Source organism: Sphingomonas sp. IW22, assembly GCF_041321155.1.
Classification (GTDB): domain Bacteria; phylum Pseudomonadota; class Alphaproteobacteria; order Sphingomonadales; family Sphingomonadaceae; genus Sphingomonas.
Genome location: NZ_JBGGWB010000006.1, coordinates 37045 through 54919, shown reverse-complemented (window position 1 = coordinate 54919; position 17875 = coordinate 37045). Strand labels below are relative to the sequence as shown.

Sequence of the window (17875 nt, the reverse complement as noted above, 5' to 3'; positions counted from 1 at the left end):
AACGGGGCGTAAGAAGCGTGCAGCTGACAAAACGGCGCATCTCCTCGTCCTGATATGGACCATTCGTCTCCGCCGGCCCGGCTTGCCCACGCCCCGGGTAGCCAGGGTTAACCAAATCATAACAAAATCGTCACGTCCTCGGCCTAGCGCCTGAAGCCGCACCGCGACATCGCTATGACGGGCGGCAAAACAGGGGAATGAAATCGTGGTTCAGCGTGGGGATATCGCGATCGTTGGCTTTGGCGCCGACACCGGGGTCAAGTCGTTCGCCTTTGTCGTGCTGGCCGATCTGGGCGGCGAGACGATCCGTTTCACCGATAATGGCTGGACGGCCGCAGGCGGCTTTCGCGCCAATGAAGGCACGCTCGAATATGTCTTGCCCGAAGGGACGCCGGTCGGCACCGTCATCGCGATTTCGGGCCTGACCGGACAGTTCAATCCGTCGGGCAGCGGCGATCAGATCTTAGCCTATACCGGCGAGGCATCGGCCCCGGAATTTCTGTTCGCGGTCGATTTCGCCGATGGCAATGGCAGCTTTGCCGGCGATGCCACCAATTCCAATACCAGCGCGGTGCCCACCGGTCTGACCGCTGGGGTCGACGCGCTGGCGTTCGGGGCCGACAATGCCGCCTATACCGGCCCGCTGGACGGCACGCCGGCCGAGATCCGGGCCGCGATCGCCGACCCGGTTAACTGGACGCAAAACGATGTAGCTGGCGTCACCTATCCGGCCAATTTCAACGTCTCGACCGGTGCGCCGGGCAGCTTCACTGTCGCCGATGTCATTATTGAGGAAGGCAATGACGGCGTCACGCTGATGACCTTCACCATCGACCGTCTGGGCGGCAGCAGCGGCAACGTCACGGTCGATTTCGTTGCAGCGACCGGGACCGCGCAGAATGATGACTTGGCCGCCGCGCTGCCGTTCGGCACGCTGTCGTTTGGTGATGGCGTAACGCAGCGGATGGTTACGATCGAAGTGGCGGGCGACACCGTCGTCGAGGGCAATGAAACCATGACGCTGTCGCTGTTCAACGCGACCGGCGGTTCGACCATCGACCGCGCGGAAGCCACGGGCATTATCGCCAATGACGATGTGGCGGCAGCACCCAGCGATCCGTTCATCAATGAATTTCATTACGACAATGGCGGCACCGATACCGGTGAGTTCGTCGAAATTGCCGGGGCGGCGGGCACCGACCTGACCGGGTGGCAGATCGTCCTGTATAACGGCAATCCGGCCCAGCTCGGCACCTATGGCAGCGCGGTGACGCTGTCCGGGATCATTGCCGACGAAGCCAGCGGCTTTGGCACGATCAGCGTGTCCTATCCCGCCAACGGGCTTCAGAACGGCAATGCCGCGGGTACCGAACCGGACGGGATCGCGCTGGTCCGCCCCGATGGCCGCGTCGCGGAATTCATCACCTATGAAGGCAGCTTCACGGCCGCCAACGGTCCCGCCGCAGGGCAGACCAGTGTCGATGTTGGCGTGTCGGAAGACGGTACGCAGACCGGCACCTCGATCGGGCGCGTCGGCACCGGCACCCAGGCGAGCGACTTCAGCTGGGCGCTGATCACCGACGACACGCCTGGCAGCGTGAATGCGGGACAGAGCTTCATCGCGCCGACGCCACGCGTCAGCATCAGCGACGTCAGCATTGCCGAGGGTAATGGCGGCGCCCGCGTGCTGGCCTTCACCATCGTGCGTTCGGGCGGGGAGGAGGCCTTCAGCCTCGATTACGCCACGGCATCGGGCACCGCCACGGAGGGCGACGACTATGTCGCCGCCAGCGGCACCATCCGGTTTGAAGCCGGTCAGGCGACTGCTCGCGTCGAAGTGCAGGTGTTTGGCGATACCGTGACCGAAGGTGACGAGACTTTCTTCCTGAACCTGTCGGACGCGACCGATGGGGCCATCACCGACGATGCCCAGGGTCAGGCGACCATCCGTAACGACGACGGCCTGCCCGCCAGCCTGTCGATCGGCGACGCCAGCGTGGTCGAGGGGAATGACGGTCAGACGATCGCGACCATCACCATCACGCGCACCGGCGGCACCAGCGCCGTTTCGGTCGAATATCAGACCGCCGACGGCACCGCCGCCGCGGGCAGCGATTATGTCGCGACCGCCGGGACGGTGCAGTTCGCCGAAGGGCAGACCAGCGCCACTGTCGAGATCGTCGTGAATGGCGATACCCACAGGGAAGGGGACGAGGCGTTTCTCGTCAACCTGTCGGGCGCCAGCGACGGCGCGACCATCGCCGACGGCACCGGCACAGGCACGATCCTGAGCGACGATTTCTTTCGCATCAGCGATGTGCAGGGTAGCGCGCATTTCAGCGCCGTGCTGGCCGCCGAGGGCAATTTCGCGTTCAACAGCGCGTCGACGACAATCGTCACGGTGCAGGCGGTCGTCACCGCGCTCGATGCCAGCGGTACGCGTCAGGGCTTCTACCTGATGGAGGAAAACGCCGACTGGGATGCCAGTGCGCTGACGTCCGAGGGTATCTTCGTCATGACCCGCGACGATCGCAACGCCGGCACCGCGCTGTCCGGCTTCGCGCCCGATCTTCAGGTTGGCGATTTGGTGACGGTCAGCGCGCGGGTGATGGAATATCAGTCGTTCGGCAATCTGCCGCGCACCATGCTGGTCAACACGCTGGGCTACAGCATTGTGTCCAGCGGCAATGTGCTGCCCGAATATGTGCTGGACGGAACGGCGGGCCGCGCCATCCCCAATGCGGTGCTGACCAGCGAGACGCCCGATTACCTTGATAGCGCCGACGATGCCGACGGCGCTTTCGATCCGGGTCAGGATGCGCTGGATTTCTTAGAAACGGTCGAAGGAATGCGCGTCACCATTCCCGACATGGTGGTGGCCGACGGTTTCGTCAGCCTGTCGGGCGGCGATCCCTTTCTCAAGGCCTATTCGACCGTTCACGCCAATGCCGACCAGATCAACGATCGCGGCGGCTATACCATCGCCGGTGATCCGCCGCTGTCGCCGCCCGATACCGACAGCTCGCTGGACGATACGCGCGCCGGGGGCAGCTATCTGCATGATGGCGATGTCAATCCGGACGTGATCGAACTCGACTTCAGCGATTTCGCCACCGGCGCTCCGGCGGGGCTGGTCGACAGCGCGTCGATGGGCGACCGGCTTGGGGACGTGACGGGCATTCTCGACTTCGACTTCACCGACCTCAAGCTGTTCGTGACCGAACCCGTGACGCCGATCGAGGATGTGACGCCCGAGCGTGAGACGACGACGATTGCCAAGGACGAGCGCGCGCTGAGCTTTGCGACATTCAATGTCGAAAATCTGGACCCCACCGACGGCGCCGCCCGGTTCGCGGACATTGCGGAGGCGATTGCCGTCAATCTGAACGCTCCCGACATCCTGTCGATCGAGGAGATCCAGGACAATAACGGCGCTGCGGGTGGTGACGGCACGTTCCCGACCGGCACCGACGCGTCGCAAAGCTGGCAGATGCTGGTCGACGCGCTGAACGCCGCCACGGGTGAGCGTTACCAGTGGGTCGACGAGCTGCCCGATTACAACGCAGAGGGCGGGCAGCAGAGCGGCAATATCCGTGTCGGCTTCCTATACAACACCAACCGGGTGCAGCTGGGCGATCTGGCGGCGGACGCCACGATCGAGGAACGGCGCGAGTTCACCGACCGGATCGGCGACGGCACACGCGATGCGGGCGATCGCATTGTCTATGACGACAGCATGATTGCCGGCCAGATCGCCGCAAGCGACTGGACCAACACGCGCAAGTCGCTGCTGGCACAGTTCACTTTCAACGGCAACGACGTGTTCGTGACCGCCAACCACTTGCCGTCAAAGGGCGGCAGCGGGCAGTTCTGGCAGTTCGACCAGGATCTGACGGCGGGCGATCCGGAAAATAACGGTTGGGCCGAGCGCAACGAGATTGCTGAGGATCTGTGGGCGATGCTCGACACCATTCAGGGCGACGACAGCGGCAATCGCATCATTGCCGGTGGCGATTTCAACGACTTCTATTTCTATCGTCCGCTGGAAGTGGCGACCGGCCATGTCGATGCCGATGGGAATGCTCGGGTCGGCGGCGCACGGTTCGACAATCTGACGGTCACCGAACTGAGCGAGGCCGAACGCTATACCTATACGTTCGACGGCCGGACGCAGGCGATCGACCATGTTCTGGTCGACCAGCAACTAGGCGCGGTGGCCGAATATGACGTCGTCCACATCAACACTGGCTATAATTCGCAAGGCGGGGACAATCCTGCGCTGTCGGACCATGACCCGGCGCTTGCCCAGTTCGACTTCCGCGACTTTGCCGAAACCCTGACGGGCACGGGGGAGGGCGATGTGCTGCGCGGTCTTGGCGGTGACGATGTCATCAACGGCGCTGCCGGACGCGACCTGATCGAGGGAGGACTGGGCAACGACCAGCTCCGTGGCGGCGCGGACGGCAACATTTTCCTGTTCGACAACCGGGCGGCGACCGGGCGCGACACGATCCTGGATTTCGGCCGGACCGATATTCTGGTCACGCGCATGGCGATCTTCGATTCCAACGAAGACACCACGATCGAATTCGGCCGCAACCGCATCCTCGACCTGGCCGATGGCAGCACCGTCACGATCCGCAGCGAGACCGGCGCCACCATCCGCTCGCTTGAGTTCGACGGTGTGGTTGAACAGGATGACGCGGTCTATTTCATCTATAGCCGCGTCGGTTCGGCGGCGGGTGTGGCCGACTTCATCGGCGAATGACGGTTATAGGCAGCCGGTCCTGGTTCCGGGATCGGCACCGGGCATTTTAAGGGGCGGGCAGGTTCGGGTAATCCCGGCCTGCGCGCCGCTCTTATGCGTGGAAACAGTCCCGCATATGCGGCGGTATCGCCGCCAGCCATGAGGGCGTGGCGCCAGCGCCCGCGCCATCCGCCGACAGTTGAAAGCCAGCATCCAGCAGCGCCTCTGCAATCGCCCTGATTTCGCTGGGGGCCAGGATTTCGCTGACCGGATCGCCACCCATCAGCTCGACGCTTTCAACAATCTGGACGAGTTTCTCAAGCATCGCGACCTCCGAAGCAACGGTTGCAGACAGATGCCTACGATAACGTTAATGATGTCCAACACAATGTTAAGCGGGACTAATTGCCTGCCACGTTAGAGAGGCAGGGCCGCCGGGCGATAGGGTGTGCCAATCCGCCGTACCGCTCCGGCCCGACGGCGCAGCAGCGTGCGGACATAGGCTGCCGCTTCGCCCTCATCCCCGAAACTGCGCAGCAAGGACCGCCCGCCCGCGCCCACGCGGCCCCATTCGGTGCGGATGACGATGCACCCAAACAGATCGCGCCCCGCCGACACGCGCCAGCGCCGGTGGATGTTGCGCGCCGGATCAACGGCGACCAGCTCGATGGGATCGAAGGGCAGCATCATGGCGCAACAATAAACGGTCGCACCCCAACCGTCCGACGACTTGTCTGAATCAATTCGCTGCCGATTGATTCAACGGCTCGATCAGTCGGACGGGCAAATCGGTACCGATCCGATGTTGCGCCGCAAAGCGCGATCGGGCAGCACCAGCGCCGTCCATCAAGGGGGCCATGATGATCCAGACCGTCGCGACTACGCCGTATCCCGATCAAAAGCCCGGCACATCGGGCCTTCGCAAAAAGGTGCGTGTCTTCCAGCAGCCGCATTATGCCGCCAATTTCGTCCAGTCGGTGTTCGACAGTCTGGACGGGTTCGCCGGGCAGACCCTAGTGGTCGGTGGCGACGGACGCTATCTGAACCGCGAAGTGATCCAGACCATGCTGCGGATCGCCGCCGCCAATGGCTTTGGTCGGGTGCTGGTGGGGCAAGGCGGCATCCTGTCGACCCCGGCGGCCAGCCACGTCATCCGCAAATCGGGGGCCTTTGGCGGGCTGATCCTGTCGGCCAGCCACAATCCCGGCGGGCCGGACGAGGATTTCGGCATCAAATATAATATCGGCAATGGCGGCCCCGCGCCTGAGGGCGTCACCGCCGCCATCCATGCGCGCACGCTGGAAATCAGCGAATATCGGACGCTTGACACGCCCGATATCGACCTCGACCAGCTGGGCACGCAGATGCTGGGCGAGATGACGGTCGAGGTGATCGATCCCGTCGCCGATTATGCCGATCTGATGGAGACGCTGTTCGATTTCGACGCGATCCGTGCGCTGTTCGCGGGCGGCTTCACGCTGAGCTTCGATGCGATGAGCGCGGTTACCGGCCCCTATGCGACCGAAATCCTTGAGCGTCGCCTGGGCGCGCCTGCGGGGACGGTGGTGAACGGTACCCCCCTGCCCGACTTCGGCCACCACCATCCCGATCCCAATCTGGTCCATGCCCGCGACCTGTATGAGCGGTTAATGGCCGAGGAGGGTCCCGATTTCGGTGCCGCGTCCGATGGCGACGGCGACCGCAACCTGATTATCGGTCGGCATCAATATGTTACGCCATCGGACTCGCTGGCAGTGCTGGCGGCGAACGCGCATCTGGCGCCCGGCTATGCCCGCGGGCTGAAGGGCATTGCGCGGTCGATGCCGACCAGCGGCGCTGCCGACCGGGTGGCGCAGGCGCTGGGCATCCCGCTGTACGAGACGCCGACGGGCTGGAAGTTCTTCGGCAACCTGCTCGACGCCGGCATGGCGACAATTTGCGGGGAGGAAAGTGCGGGCACCGGGTCCGACCATGTCCGCGAAAAGGACGGGCTGTGGGCAGTGCTGCTGTGGCTCAACATCCTGGCTGTGCGGCGTCAGCCCGTAACCGAGATCATGGCCGAGCATTGGGCGCGATATGGCCGCAATTACTATGCGCGCCACGATTATGAAGGGATCGCCACCGAACGCGCTGACGCGCTGATGGCGGAACTGCGCGGCGCCCTCCCCACCCTGCCCGGCCGCGAAACGGCTGCGGGCGCGGTCAGTACCGCCGACGATTTCAGCTATACCGATCCCACCGATGGTTCGGTCAGCGCGCATCAGGGTATCCGCATCGGCTTTGCCGACGGATCGCGCGTGGTGTTCCGCCTGTCGGGCACCGGCACGCAAGGCGCGACGCTGCGCGTCTATCTGGAACGCTATGTCGGTGCCGATGGCGAACTGGCGCTGGAGACGGCGGACGCGCTGGCGCCCCTGATCCAGGCGGCGGATGCGCTGGCCGGAATCACCCGCCACACCGGCATGGACGAACCCAGCGTCATCACCTGACCGGCACCGACATGTCGTCTTGTATGAATGTCGACATGTCGAACATTTGCGATATTCCACTTGCTTCCTGTGCCCGCGCCGTCATTGGCGCGGGCATGGATATTCCCGGCATTTATCACGAATGGATCCTGTGGATCGGCGACGGCACCGGATTGCCCGACGCGATCCTGCATATTCACGCCGGGATGGCGATCCTGTTGCTTGTCCGGATTGCGACCGGACGGTCGCTGGGCAGCTTCATTCCGTTCGCCGCGGTCGTCGTGGCCGAATTGGCCAATGAACTACTCGATTATCTACATTACGGGCTGCGCGTGGACGACACGCTGGCCGATATCGGCAACACCCTGTTCTGGCCGCTGGTCATCAGCCTGGCCGTGCGGCTGCGCCCGATGGCGGTGCGCGACCGCCCGCGCGTCTGATCGTCGACGTGTCGACATTTGAGCGGCGGGCGTTTCCGTTGCGAGGCAGGGCAGGCCACCCGGCCAATTTATACCTAAAAGCACGAATTGCCCCACGCCCTTGCGGACTGTACCCTTGTAAGACCCCCGCGAACGCCGCAAAGTTCGTGCTTTTGAGTAGAAAACTGCGATGAGCCGTTCCACCCCATCTACCCCCGCTTCCGGCACCTCGACGCCCTCTGCATCGCCGCGGCGGCGCATTGGTGCGGCCGCCGTGCCACAGGGGGAGCTGTTCCGTCTGGACAGCCCGCTTTACGGCGAAATCCGGGGTGAACGCTCGCTGGCGGCCTTTCCCTTTTTCGCGCTGTCCAAACATCGCTGGATGAAGCCGCTGACCTATAATCACGACCGGGTGATGATCGAGGTGCGCCCATCGGCCAACGGGGTGGCAACGATTTATGACAAGGAAATCGTGCTTTATATCGCCAGCCTGATGGCAGCGAAGATCGAGGCGGGCGAGACGGTGCAGCAGGATTTCGTCTTTACCGCCCATGATCTGTTCAGCGTGACGGGCAGCAATCATTCGGCGCGTTCCTATTCACGCCTGTCGGAAGCGCTGGAGCGGCTGCAAGGCACACAGATCAAGACCAATATCGAAGCCGGCGGCGAGGGTGAGGAGGGCTTCTTTTCATGGCTGTCGGAAGCAAGGCTGCATTATTCCAAGACCAAAACCGGCGACCGGCGGTTAAAGGCGGTCAAGGTTCGCCTGTGTGACTGGCTGTACCGTGCGATCCTGCTCGACCGGCATGTGCTGGATTATGCCAATGCCTATTTCCAGCTCGGCCCGATCGAACGGCGCATTTACGAGGTCGCCCGCTCCACCTGCCCGCACGAAGGCGAAGGGGAGGGGGACAGCGGCGCGATCGAGGTCGACCTGGCCACGTTCCGCCTTCAGATCGGCTATCAGAACCCGCTCGCCAATTTCCGTAACGCGTTGAAGGCGATCGCCGTAGCCGATGCCATTCCCGGCTATCGATTGCAGCTGGTGGAAACGGTGGCGACAGACGCTGCCGAGGCTGTGCAGCCCCGGCGCGGACGGCGCGCAACGCCGTGCAGCGTCATCATCACGCCGCGCCCCACCGCGATCGAAGAGGATGCGGGCGCCGCGGCCATCGCCGGCGAATAGCCCGGAAAAACGCCCGCGCGAATCACGTCCGAATCACCCCGCCCGATTCGCGGCGGCGCGAGTCGTGCCCTCCTTTCATTCATACTCAAAAGCACGAATCGAAAAGGCATTTCCTACTCGAAAGCACGAATCTAAAGGGCCATTCCTACTCGAAAGCACGAACTTTTTTGGCATTTCCTACTCGAAAGCACGAACCGTAAGCGCTTCCGATGTTGGATTTTTTCAGCGACAATCGGGGAATGTTCCGGCGCCGTGCCGGGGGGAACCGAATGTCCGGTGAAGGCCGGAAGGAAATGGAGCGGCCGTGACCACATAAAGGAAAGCCCGGCACGAAGGCCGGGCATCCCAGGATTTTGGAACGACGTCGCCAAACGTCGATCGGATCTACTCAGGTCCCTTTCCAATATCCCAGGGCGACCATCGCCGCAAGGATGCGCGTTTCGCGCCACGCCCCTTTTTTGCCCGGTCCCGGCCCCTGATGGGGGAAGGAAGATGGCACTGCACAGCCTTGGCGATGCGACCCGCATGGCATTGGGGTCTATCCCCGTGCGCCGCGCGCCTGCGCGCAGGGGCGCCCCGCATCCGACGGGCGCGCCCGTGCGGCGCGACAGCATCGAAGCGGGGACGTTCGAAGAGATGTTCTTTGCCGTGCCCGCGCGCGGCGAGACCGATCGCCTTGCCCGCATGGTGCGGGCGGCACTGGACAGCGGGCGGCGGTTGCGCCGGATCGAGCGTCGCGGCGAACGCACGCTGAGCGCGGCCGAGCGCCAGCTCACCCGGCTGACCGGCGGGGCGGTGCGCGTCTATGAAGAGATCTGCACGCTGGCGCGGCTCAATCAGGGGCGCGTCTTTCCTAGCTATGACTGGTTGGCCGAAGCAACGGGCCTGGGCCGTGCCACCGTCGCGCGCGCGCTAGCGGTGCTTGAGGCGTTGGGCTTTCTGGTGCGCCAGCGCCGTTTCCGGCGTGTGGAGGGGCAGGGGAGCAGCCCACGCTATGCCCAGACCTCCAACGCCTATCGCCCGGTCCTGCCCCGGCGTATCGCATCCTGCCTGCCGCGTTGGCTGCGTCCTGCGCCGCCGCCGGACGATGTCGTCGTGGCAGAGACCGAACGCCGCGCCGCCAATGCGGCAATGCTGGCTGGGCTGAACTGCCGCGAACTGGCCGAGGCGCTGGTCGGCGGTGCGCTTGGCCGCGTGCTCGCAAAGCTGGGCGCTGCGCTCGATGCATCATGCGAGTCTCATTCTGATCCTCAACCGCTACCTAATTCCATTAGGATAAGCGCAAACGGCGTTGGCCTAGTCGGCCAACACGCTTCATGGCGCCCGAAACCACCGCCACGTTCACCAACAATCGCCACCGACCTCCCAAAGGTCGGACGGGTCGGCTAACGCCGCCCCGATGCTCCCCGACGGGAGCAAGCGGGCAGGGCATTGTGAAACATGACCCTTTGTCATGCGCGGAAATGCTGGAAATGCGCGATTGAGACTCGACCTTCGACTTGTCGACATGTAGGGTCGACGACATGCCGACAGTAGCGATCATCAGCCAGAAGGGCGGGGCCGGGAAAACGACGCTCGCCATCCATCTTGCCGCCGCGGCGCAGGCCGCGGGGCGGGTCGCGTTGATCGTCGATACCGATCCCCAGGCGACCGCCAGCCAATGGGCATCGTGGCGGAACGATGCTCCGCCGGAAGTGATCGACAGCCCGCCGCCGCGACTGGCGGCCAAGGTTGCCGCCGCCAGCGGGCAGGGGGCCGATTTTATCGTCATCGACACGCCGCCCCATGCCGACAGTGCCGCACGCGCCGCGGTCGAGGTGGCCGATCTGGTGCTGATCCCGTGCCGGCCCAGCGCCTTCGACCTGTCGGCCATCCAGACGACCGCCAAGCTGGTGCAGCTGTTGAAGAAGCCGGCCTTTGTGGTCTTCACCGCCGGCAGCCCCAATGCGCCGCGCATCTATGCGGAAGCGGGCGAACTGGTCGACAGTTTCGGCACGCCGCCCTGCCCGGTGCTGGTGCCCGACCGCGCCGCCTATCGCCACGCATCGGCCGAGGGGCGCAGCGTCATGGAAAGCGAACCGTCGGGCAAGGCAGCCGACGAGATACGCGATCTTTACAAGTGGACATGTCGACAGCTCGACATGCCTGTTCCTCGCTTCAAGGTGCCCGCATGAGCCGCAAGCCCAGTTTCGCCAATCTGCGCACCGCCGCGCCCACTCCGGCGCCCGTTGACGCATCTCCGCCGCTGCCAACGGCCCCCGCCAGTCCCCCGCGCGCGGCAAGCCGTGAGGGGCGCAAGCAGATTGCCGGGTTCTTCACGCCCGAAATGTCGCTGGCCATGCACATGCTCGCCCGACGCCAGGACCGCAGCCTTCAGGCGCTAATGGCGGAAGCGTTCAACGATGTGCTGCGGAAATATGGCGAAAGCCCGATGGGCGAATAGGGGCAGCGGCGGCCGCCGGACCGCCCCCGTCCAAGGGTCAGCGACCCTCGACCGCGTTCAGAATGGCGCGGCCATAAGCGGTTTTCTTGAACCGCTCGCCCGCGGCGCGGGCCTGTTCGGCAGTGATGAAGCCCATTTCAAAGGCGATTTCCTCAAGGCACGCAATCTGGATGCCCTGCCGGTGCTGGAGCGTGCGGACGAACTCGCCCGCTTCCAGCAGGCTGTCATGCGTGCCCGTGTCGAGCCAGGCATAGCCGCGGCCCATCTGTTCAACGAACAGGTCGCCCGCTTCCATATATAGCCGGTTGAGGTCAGTGATCTCCAGCTCGCCACGCGCCGACGGCTTCAGGTTGCGGGCCATTTCGACGACGCGGTTGTCATAGAAATACAGGCCCGTCACCGCATGGTTCGATTTCGGCTGTGCGGGCTTTTCCTCAAGGCTGATCGCCTTGCCGCCCTCACCGAACTCGACCACGCCGTAACGTTCGGGGTCCTCGACGCGGTAGCTGAACACCGTCGCGCCGCTCTTGCGCTCGACGGCGCTGGCCAACAGGTCGGTCAGGTGCGCGCCGAAGAAGATATTGTCGCCCAGCACCAGAGCGACGTTATCGTCGCCGATGAAATCCGCGCCGATGGTGAACGCCTGTGCCAGACCGTCAGGGCTGGGCTGTTCGGCATATTCGATGTTCAGCCCGAACGCCGAACCATCGTCGAACAGCCGCTGATAATTGCCCAGATATTCGGGGCTTGAGATGATCAGGATGTCGCGGATGCCCGCCAGCATCAGCACGCTGAGCGGGTAATAGATCATCGGTTTGTCATAGATCGGCAGCAGCTGCTTGTTGACCGCCAGCGTCGCTGGGTGGAGCCGGGTGCCGGAACCGCCGGCCAGGATGATGCCTTTCATTTCACTGCTCCGATAAGGTCGTCGAGAACGTCGCTGAGTGCCGCCTGCCAGTCGCGCGGTTCGATGCCATATGCGGCGCGGATCGCGTCATGGCTGAGCAGCGAGTTGGCGGGGCGCCGGGCGGACGTGGGATAATCGGCCGTGGTGATCGGCGTGACGGCGGCGCTTGGACCACCGCGCAGGGCCGACTGGCGGAAGATCTCGCTTGCGAACCCGGCCCAGCTGACCGCGCCCGCATTGCTGAAGTGAAAGGTGCCGGTGGGGGCGTCGGCATCCTCGACCAGACGCACGGCAATCGTCATCAATGCTTGCGCCAGATCGGCGGCGATGGTGGGCGAACCGCGCTGGTCGTCGACCACGGTCAGCGTGTCGCGGCTTTCGCCCACGCGCAGCATCGTCTTGATGAAATTATGCCCATGCGCCGACACGACCCAGGCAGTCCGCACGATCGCATGGCGCGCGCCGGATGTTCTGACCGCCAACTCGCCGCCCAGTTTCGATGCGCCATAGACGCCGAGCGGCGCGACGGGATCATCGACTTCCCACGCGCCATCCTTGTCGCCGGCGAACACATAATCGGTCGACACCTGAACCAGCGGGATGCCTGCCTTGGCGCAGGCTTCACCAAAGGCGGCGGGGGCAATGGCGTTGACGGCCCAGGCCGTCACCACATCGCTTTCGGCCTTGTCGACGGCGGTATAGGCGGCGCCGTTGATCACCGCCGCCCATTGGCGTGACGCCATCATCGCGGCGATGGCGGCGGTATCGGTCAGGTCGAGCGTGTCATGGTCGATCGCGACCACTTCCCACCCTTGGGGCCAGCGGCACCGCTGAAGCTCGGTACCCAATTGCCCACCGGCACCGGTGACCAGGATCGCGCGGGATTGGCTCACATTCACCTCCGGCATGTCGACAGGCCGACAATCTTACGCGGCAACACCCCGGCGTTCGGCTGCCTTGGCCGCGACCAGCGGACGCCACCATGCTTCATTGGCCAGATACCATTCGACCGTCTTGCGGATACCCGTTTCGAACGTCTCGGCCGGTGTCCAGCCCAGCTCGTTTCCGATGCGTCCCGCGTCGATGGCATAGCGTTTGTCATGGCCGGGCCGGTCGGCAACCTCGGTCATCTGTTCGGTATAGGGCTTGCCGTCGGCACGCGGACGCAGTTCGTCCAGGATCGCGCACAGCGTCCGTACCACTTCGATATTCTGGCGCTCATTATGGCCGCCGACATTATAGGTGCGGCCCGGCACCCCGCGTTCGAACACCGCTTGCAAAGCGCGGACATGGTCCTCGACATACAGCCAGTCGCGGACCTGATCGCCCTTGCCGTAGATTGGCAGCTTTTCGCCATCCAGCGCCTTGGCGATCATCAGCGGGATCAGCTTTTCAGGGAAGTGATAGGGGCCATAGTTGTTAGAGCAGTTGGTGATCAGCACCGGCAGGCCGAACGTGTGACCCCATGCGCTGACCAGATGGTCCGACCCGGCCTTGGACGCCGAATAGGGCGAGCGCGGGTCATAGGGGGTGTCTTCGGTAAACAGACCGATCTCGCCCAGCGTTCCGTAAACCTCGTCGGTTGAGATATGATGGAAGCGGAACGCCTCCTTCGCGGCTGCGTCCAGCCCCAGCCAGTGAGCGCGCGCCTCGGACAGCATGACATAGGTGCCGACGACATTGGTCTGAATGAACGCGCCCGGCCCGTCGATCGAACGGTCGACATGGCTTTCGGCGGCCAGATGCGTGATGACGTCGGGCCTGAACTCGGCAATCGCCGCGCGCACCGCGTCGGCATCGCAAATATCGCCCTGGACGAAGCGATAGCGGTTGGACTGCGAAACCCGCTCTACCGTCGTCAGCGTGCCGGCATAGGTCAGCTTGTCGAAATTCAGCACCTCATGGTCGGTATTTTCGATCAGGTGACGCACAAGGGCCGAGCCGATGAAACCGGCGCCGCCGGTGACGAAAATGCGCATGGGTCTAAAGTCCTTCAGGCAAGCGGGGCCAGCGGGCGGCCATCATAGGCAAAGGGGCTGTCGAAATCGACCAGCAGCGGCTGAACCCTGTCCTTGGCCGACAGTTCCGGCTCAACGCCGGCGGGCATCGGCCAGGCAATGCCACCGGCTTCGCCGTCGACGGCCTTCAGCGCCGGATCATCCCAACGGATGCCGCCGTCATGATCGGGGGCATAGGTGTCCGAACATTTATAGCTGACCTCGCAATCCGGCTCCAGCGTCAGGAAGCCATGTGCAAAGCCGATGGGCACGAACAGCTGATGTCCGTTTTCGGCGCTCAGTTCGGCGCCCACCCACTGGCCATAAGTCGGCGATCCGCGCCGTACATCGACCGCGACGTCGAAAATCCGGCCCCGGACGCACCGCACCAGCTTGTCCTGCCCGCGCGGCGGCGTCTGAAAATGCAGCCCGCGCAGGGTGTGGACGGGGGCGGAGAGCGAATGATTGTCCTGCACGAACACGGTCTCGATCCCCATCGCGGCAAAGGTGTCGCGATTATAGACCTCGGTAAACCAGCCACGGGCATCGCCGAACCGGCGCGGGCGGATGAGCTGGACGGGGGAAGTCATGATTTCGTAATTTCGGGGGTATGCATGGAGAGGGCGCTTCTCACGAGGCTTTGCGAAAGGTGATCGTCTGCCATTCGCGTGGACCATTGGCGAGACTATTCGTGATCTCCGCCCGTGCCGCCGCCAGATACCCGCTCTTACCCGACTGGCCACTGGCACGTGCGGAAAACGGATATACTTCGAACGGTACGAAGGGACGTGAATGTCGCTTCTCGACGACTATGCCGGTTTCCGCGGCTATGTCGCGCAGCGCCTTGAAACTGGGAATACAGATGTGGCGCGGGGGATCGAGATCGCGCCAGTGCATGCCATACCGCTTGATCCCGTTAGATGCCGGATTGGGGCATTCGATCCAAAGCCGCCCGCTGGGACGCAACAGCCGATTGGCGACGGCGATGACGTGACGCGGCTCATGCACATGCTCGATCACATGACTGAGCGTGATAAAGTCGAAACTTGCCTCGCCCCAAATTTGGAGGGCGCTGTCGATGTCGCCCTGATGGACATCCAGCCCGTCGCTCTTGGCCTGCGCTACCGCCTTGGGATCAATTTCGACGCCCGCTGCCTGATAACCGATCTCGCGGACGAACCGGAGGAATCGGGCATCGCCGTGCCCGACGTCCAGCACCCGCAGCGGCGCTGCCCCCGCCGGCTGAACCGGCAAATGCCGACACTCCGCCTCGATCCATCCACGCAGTGGCGGCGTGGCCCCGACGATCGCCACCCCCAGCGCGCCCAACGACGGACGACGACTACCATATTTGTGGTTGCGCCAGCTATTGGCCAGCTTCTTGGCAAGGCCCGACTGCACGGAGATTCCTGAAATCGCCGCCGATGCGTCTTGGTCAGCATGGGTGTAATAGCGTTCGTAATAGCGCCCGATCGACGCCGGAACTGGACGTTCGGCAAGGAATAGGCTTTCGCATGCCTCGCACTGCTCGACTGTCCAACGCTCGTCGGTCGCGTGAAACACGAAATCAGGGACGTCCTTGAACCTTGGGTAATGGCGATCGCTTGCGCACATCGGGCAGTTTTGTACGGCTTCGAGCACCCTATTCTCCCATTGCCAACGAGGCATAATGTTGTGCGATCGTCTGCCACTGGTAACGGGGATCGTCCCGGAGCGATAGCGACGGAGTATAGCGCTCCGCATCGCCCCGCATCAGAAGCGTTCGCAAATCAGCCGATGATGCGAAATAGCCGCCCTCGTTGCGCATCGTGCTTCGGTTGAACGAACAGTCATACGCCAGGATCGGGCGGGCATAAGGCAGCATCTCGACCAGTGAGGGGTTGGTACCGCCGACACTGTGTCCGTGCAGATAGATGTGACACCCCGATCGAAGCGCGGCAAGCGCATCTGGATCATAGGTCGGACCGATCAGGCGGATGCCTGGCCGGTTCGAATAGCGTTTCCAGATCATCCGGCCATATTCGGTCGACGAAAAATTACCAACGATCGCATAAGGATGCGCGACCTGCGGGTCTACGGCGTCGAGCATCATCTCGATGTTGTTTTCGGGTTCTATCCTGGCGACCGTCAGCAGGAATGTGTTCTCTTCCAGCGAAAACGAAGCCAGTATCCGCCGGCGGTCCGATGGTTTGATCGAGCGGACATGGTCGCACCCATAGGCGATCGTCAGGGAGGCACGATGGTGCTCTTCGCGAATGATGTCGGCGATGGCATCATTGTCGGCGACCACATGTTTGGCACCGTGGATCGCCACCCGCTCGGCCCAAGCAAGATAGCGTCGACCGAGCGGCGACCACTTCATTCTACGCGATTCAAGTCCGTCAACATTGACGATCAGGTTGCCGCCGCGAACGAAGCGGCGCATCGCCGGCACGAACGGTCCGGCCGACACGCCGAGCAGGATGACCGCTTCGGCCCAGCGGGCGACCGCTGCTAGGCTTGCCAGATCGAAGGGGATTGAAGCGATCCCATTGGCGCGCAGCGGCAGGTTGCGGATCGATACACCTTCAGGCCCGCGTTCGTCCGCAGCTCGGCCGATGGAAGAACCGATCACCCGGACCTCATGCCCGAGTGCGGCAAGACAGGGCGAGACCTCCATCGCAAAGGTCTCGAACCCGCCATAGCGTGCCGGCAGACCGTCGGTGCCGATAATCGCGAGTTTCAAAGCTTTCCTTTCGATTGGCCATCGCTGATCGGCCCGGCGATTGATCGTGCGATCAGCAACGCGCCAATAGCCTTGCGCTGCCATGTCGGACCATGCCGGAATGCCGCAAGACCAAGCGCGAGCGCGGCTGACCGGTAACCGTGGCGGCATCTTGACTCAAGTCGGACAGCGGCGCCTTGCCCAACGGTACGATGGCGCAATTCGGCGGCGGCGTGCGAGAAGCTCATCGCCTGCCGCGTTTGGCGGTCGACGAAACGCATCAGCCGCGGCAACGGGGCCACGCGCCGCCCAGAGCGATAGGCGCCCAGGACGTTGCTGTCGTGCTGGCGGTAGAGGCTGAGCCTTTGATCGACGAAATGAATTCGGCCTGTACGACTAGCGATCAGGACCGCCATCCAGTCATGCATCAGATAGTCGCTGGCATTTGGCCAGTCTAAGATTTGTTGCGCCAGCGACCTCGACAGCATCATCGTATGCCCGATCGCTGGATTCGCCATCATCACCCGCACCGGATCGAGGTCGCGGGGTACGCGGAACGGATTGCCGCTATAATAGGTGGGGCGGATCTGCTTGAGATTGGTATCCACGACCTGGACGTCGTGAAAAATCAGAACCGGGTCGGCCGTCGAAATCGCGCTGGCCGCTATCGATTGATCGAGGGACGCGATCTTGTGGGGCAACCATACGTCGTCCTGATCGGCGAAGAGGATCAGGCCGTCTTCGGGCAGCATTGGCAGGGTCAGCCGCAACGCCGACAGGAACGACGCGGCCGGTCCGGGCGCTGCCTCGTGCCTCGTCAACGTCAACCGGCCGTCGTAGGTACCCGCCATTGCCTCAACGATCGCGCGCGTGTCGTCGCGCGATCCGAAATCATGAACATGCACCGCATCGACCTGCCGGGTCTGTTCGAAGATCGAGCGGATCTGCGCCGCGATGAAGCGCCTGCCGTTGTGGCTGCAAAGAACGACAGTGAAATGCGGCAC

At 63.5% G+C, this 17875-nt stretch carries 16 protein-coding genes; 7 read left to right on the top strand and 9 right to left on the bottom strand.

The window, feature by feature from the left end; translation table 11 throughout:
• Nucleotides 1-205: 205 nt before the first annotated feature.
• Nucleotides 206-4768 (top strand): Calx-beta domain-containing protein, encoded by a 4563-nt coding sequence (locus tag ACAX61_RS16860; protein WP_370715895.1) that lies wholly within the window; start codon nt 206-208, stop codon nt 4766-4768.
• A gap of 91 nt (nt 4769-4859) precedes the next feature.
• Here the strand turns inward: ACAX61_RS16860 and ACAX61_RS16855 are convergent, their stop codons facing one another.
• Both ACAX61_RS16855 and ACAX61_RS16850 read right to left on the bottom strand, forming a co-directional pair.
• Nucleotides 4860-5072 (bottom strand): hypothetical protein, encoded by a 213-nt coding sequence (locus ACAX61_RS16855; RefSeq protein WP_370715894.1) that lies wholly within the window; start codon nt 5070-5072, stop codon nt 4860-4862.
• 92 nt (nt 5073-5164) lie between these two features.
• Complete coding sequence (locus tag ACAX61_RS16850; RefSeq protein ID WP_370715893.1) at nt 5165-5437, bottom strand: WGR domain-containing protein; 273 nt, start codon at nt 5435-5437, stop codon at nt 5165-5167.
• Between the two features lie 170 nt (nt 5438-5607).
• On the opposite strand from ACAX61_RS16850, the gene ACAX61_RS16845 reads away from it, so the two are divergent.
• From ACAX61_RS16845 to ACAX61_RS16820, 6 genes are all read left to right on the top strand, one after another.
• Nucleotides 5608-7236 carry an alpha-D-glucose phosphate-specific phosphoglucomutase gene (locus ACAX61_RS16845; protein WP_370715944.1) on the top strand — a complete coding sequence of 543 codons (1629 nt, stop codon included), beginning with the start codon at nt 5608-5610 and terminating at the stop codon, nt 7234-7236.
• A 35-nt stretch (nt 7237-7271) separates the two neighbouring features.
• Entirely contained in the window at nt 7272-7655 is a 384-nt protein-coding gene (locus ACAX61_RS16840) for a hypothetical protein (protein WP_370715892.1), read from the top strand.
• 169 nt (nt 7656-7824) lie between these two features.
• Nucleotides 7825-8820, top strand: a complete 996-nt coding sequence (locus ACAX61_RS16835) for a replication initiator protein A (RefSeq protein ID WP_370715891.1) — start codon at nt 7825-7827, stop codon at nt 8818-8820.
• Between the two features lie 492 nt (nt 8821-9312).
• A complete protein-coding gene (locus tag ACAX61_RS16830; protein WP_370715890.1) occupies nt 9313-10209 on the top strand; it encodes a helix-turn-helix domain-containing protein in 897 nt (298 codons plus the stop codon).
• Between the two features lie 134 nt (nt 10210-10343).
• A complete protein-coding gene (gene parA / locus ACAX61_RS16825; RefSeq protein ID WP_370715889.1) occupies nt 10344-10994 on the top strand; it encodes a ParA family partition ATPase in 651 nt (216 codons plus the stop codon).
• On the top strand, nt 10991-11263 hold the full coding sequence (locus tag ACAX61_RS16820) for a ribbon-helix-helix domain-containing protein (protein ID WP_370715888.1): 273 nt from the start codon (nt 10991-10993) through the stop codon (nt 11261-11263). The genes parA and ACAX61_RS16820 overlap by 4 nt, the downstream gene beginning before the upstream one ends.
• Nucleotides 11264-11300: 37 nt before the next feature.
• Here the strand turns inward: ACAX61_RS16820 and rfbA are convergent, their stop codons facing one another.
• From rfbA to ACAX61_RS16785, 7 genes are read right to left on the bottom strand one after another with little or no spacing between them, the layout of a single operon-like run.
• A complete protein-coding gene (rfbA, locus tag ACAX61_RS16815; RefSeq protein WP_370715887.1) occupies nt 11301-12170 on the bottom strand; it encodes a glucose-1-phosphate thymidylyltransferase RfbA in 870 nt (289 codons plus the stop codon).
• Entirely contained in the window at nt 12167-13063 is an 897-nt protein-coding gene (gene rfbD / locus ACAX61_RS16810) for a dTDP-4-dehydrorhamnose reductase (RefSeq protein ID WP_370715886.1), read from the bottom strand. The genes rfbA and rfbD overlap by 4 nt, the downstream gene beginning before the upstream one ends.
• Nucleotides 13064-13096: 33 nt before the next feature.
• Nucleotides 13097-14149: a dTDP-glucose 4,6-dehydratase gene (gene rfbB, locus ACAX61_RS16805; RefSeq protein WP_370715884.1), complete on the bottom strand. Its 1053-nt coding sequence runs from the start codon at nt 14147-14149 to the stop codon at nt 13097-13099.
• A 14-nt stretch (nt 14150-14163) separates the two neighbouring features.
• A complete protein-coding gene (gene rfbC, locus ACAX61_RS16800) occupies nt 14164-14757 on the bottom strand; it encodes a dTDP-4-dehydrorhamnose 3,5-epimerase (protein ID WP_370715883.1) in 594 nt (197 codons plus the stop codon).
• A 40-nt stretch (nt 14758-14797) separates the two neighbouring features.
• Entirely contained in the window at nt 14798-15808 is a 1011-nt protein-coding gene (locus ACAX61_RS16795; protein WP_370715882.1) for a class I SAM-dependent methyltransferase, read from the bottom strand.
• 1 nt (nt 15809) lies between these two features.
• A complete protein-coding gene (locus ACAX61_RS16790; RefSeq protein WP_370715881.1) occupies nt 15810-16892 on the bottom strand; it encodes a DUF1972 domain-containing protein in 1083 nt (360 codons plus the stop codon).
• Entirely contained in the window at nt 16889-17875 is a 987-nt protein-coding gene (locus ACAX61_RS16785; RefSeq protein WP_370715880.1) for a glycosyltransferase, read from the bottom strand. The genes ACAX61_RS16790 and ACAX61_RS16785 overlap by 4 nt, the downstream gene beginning before the upstream one ends.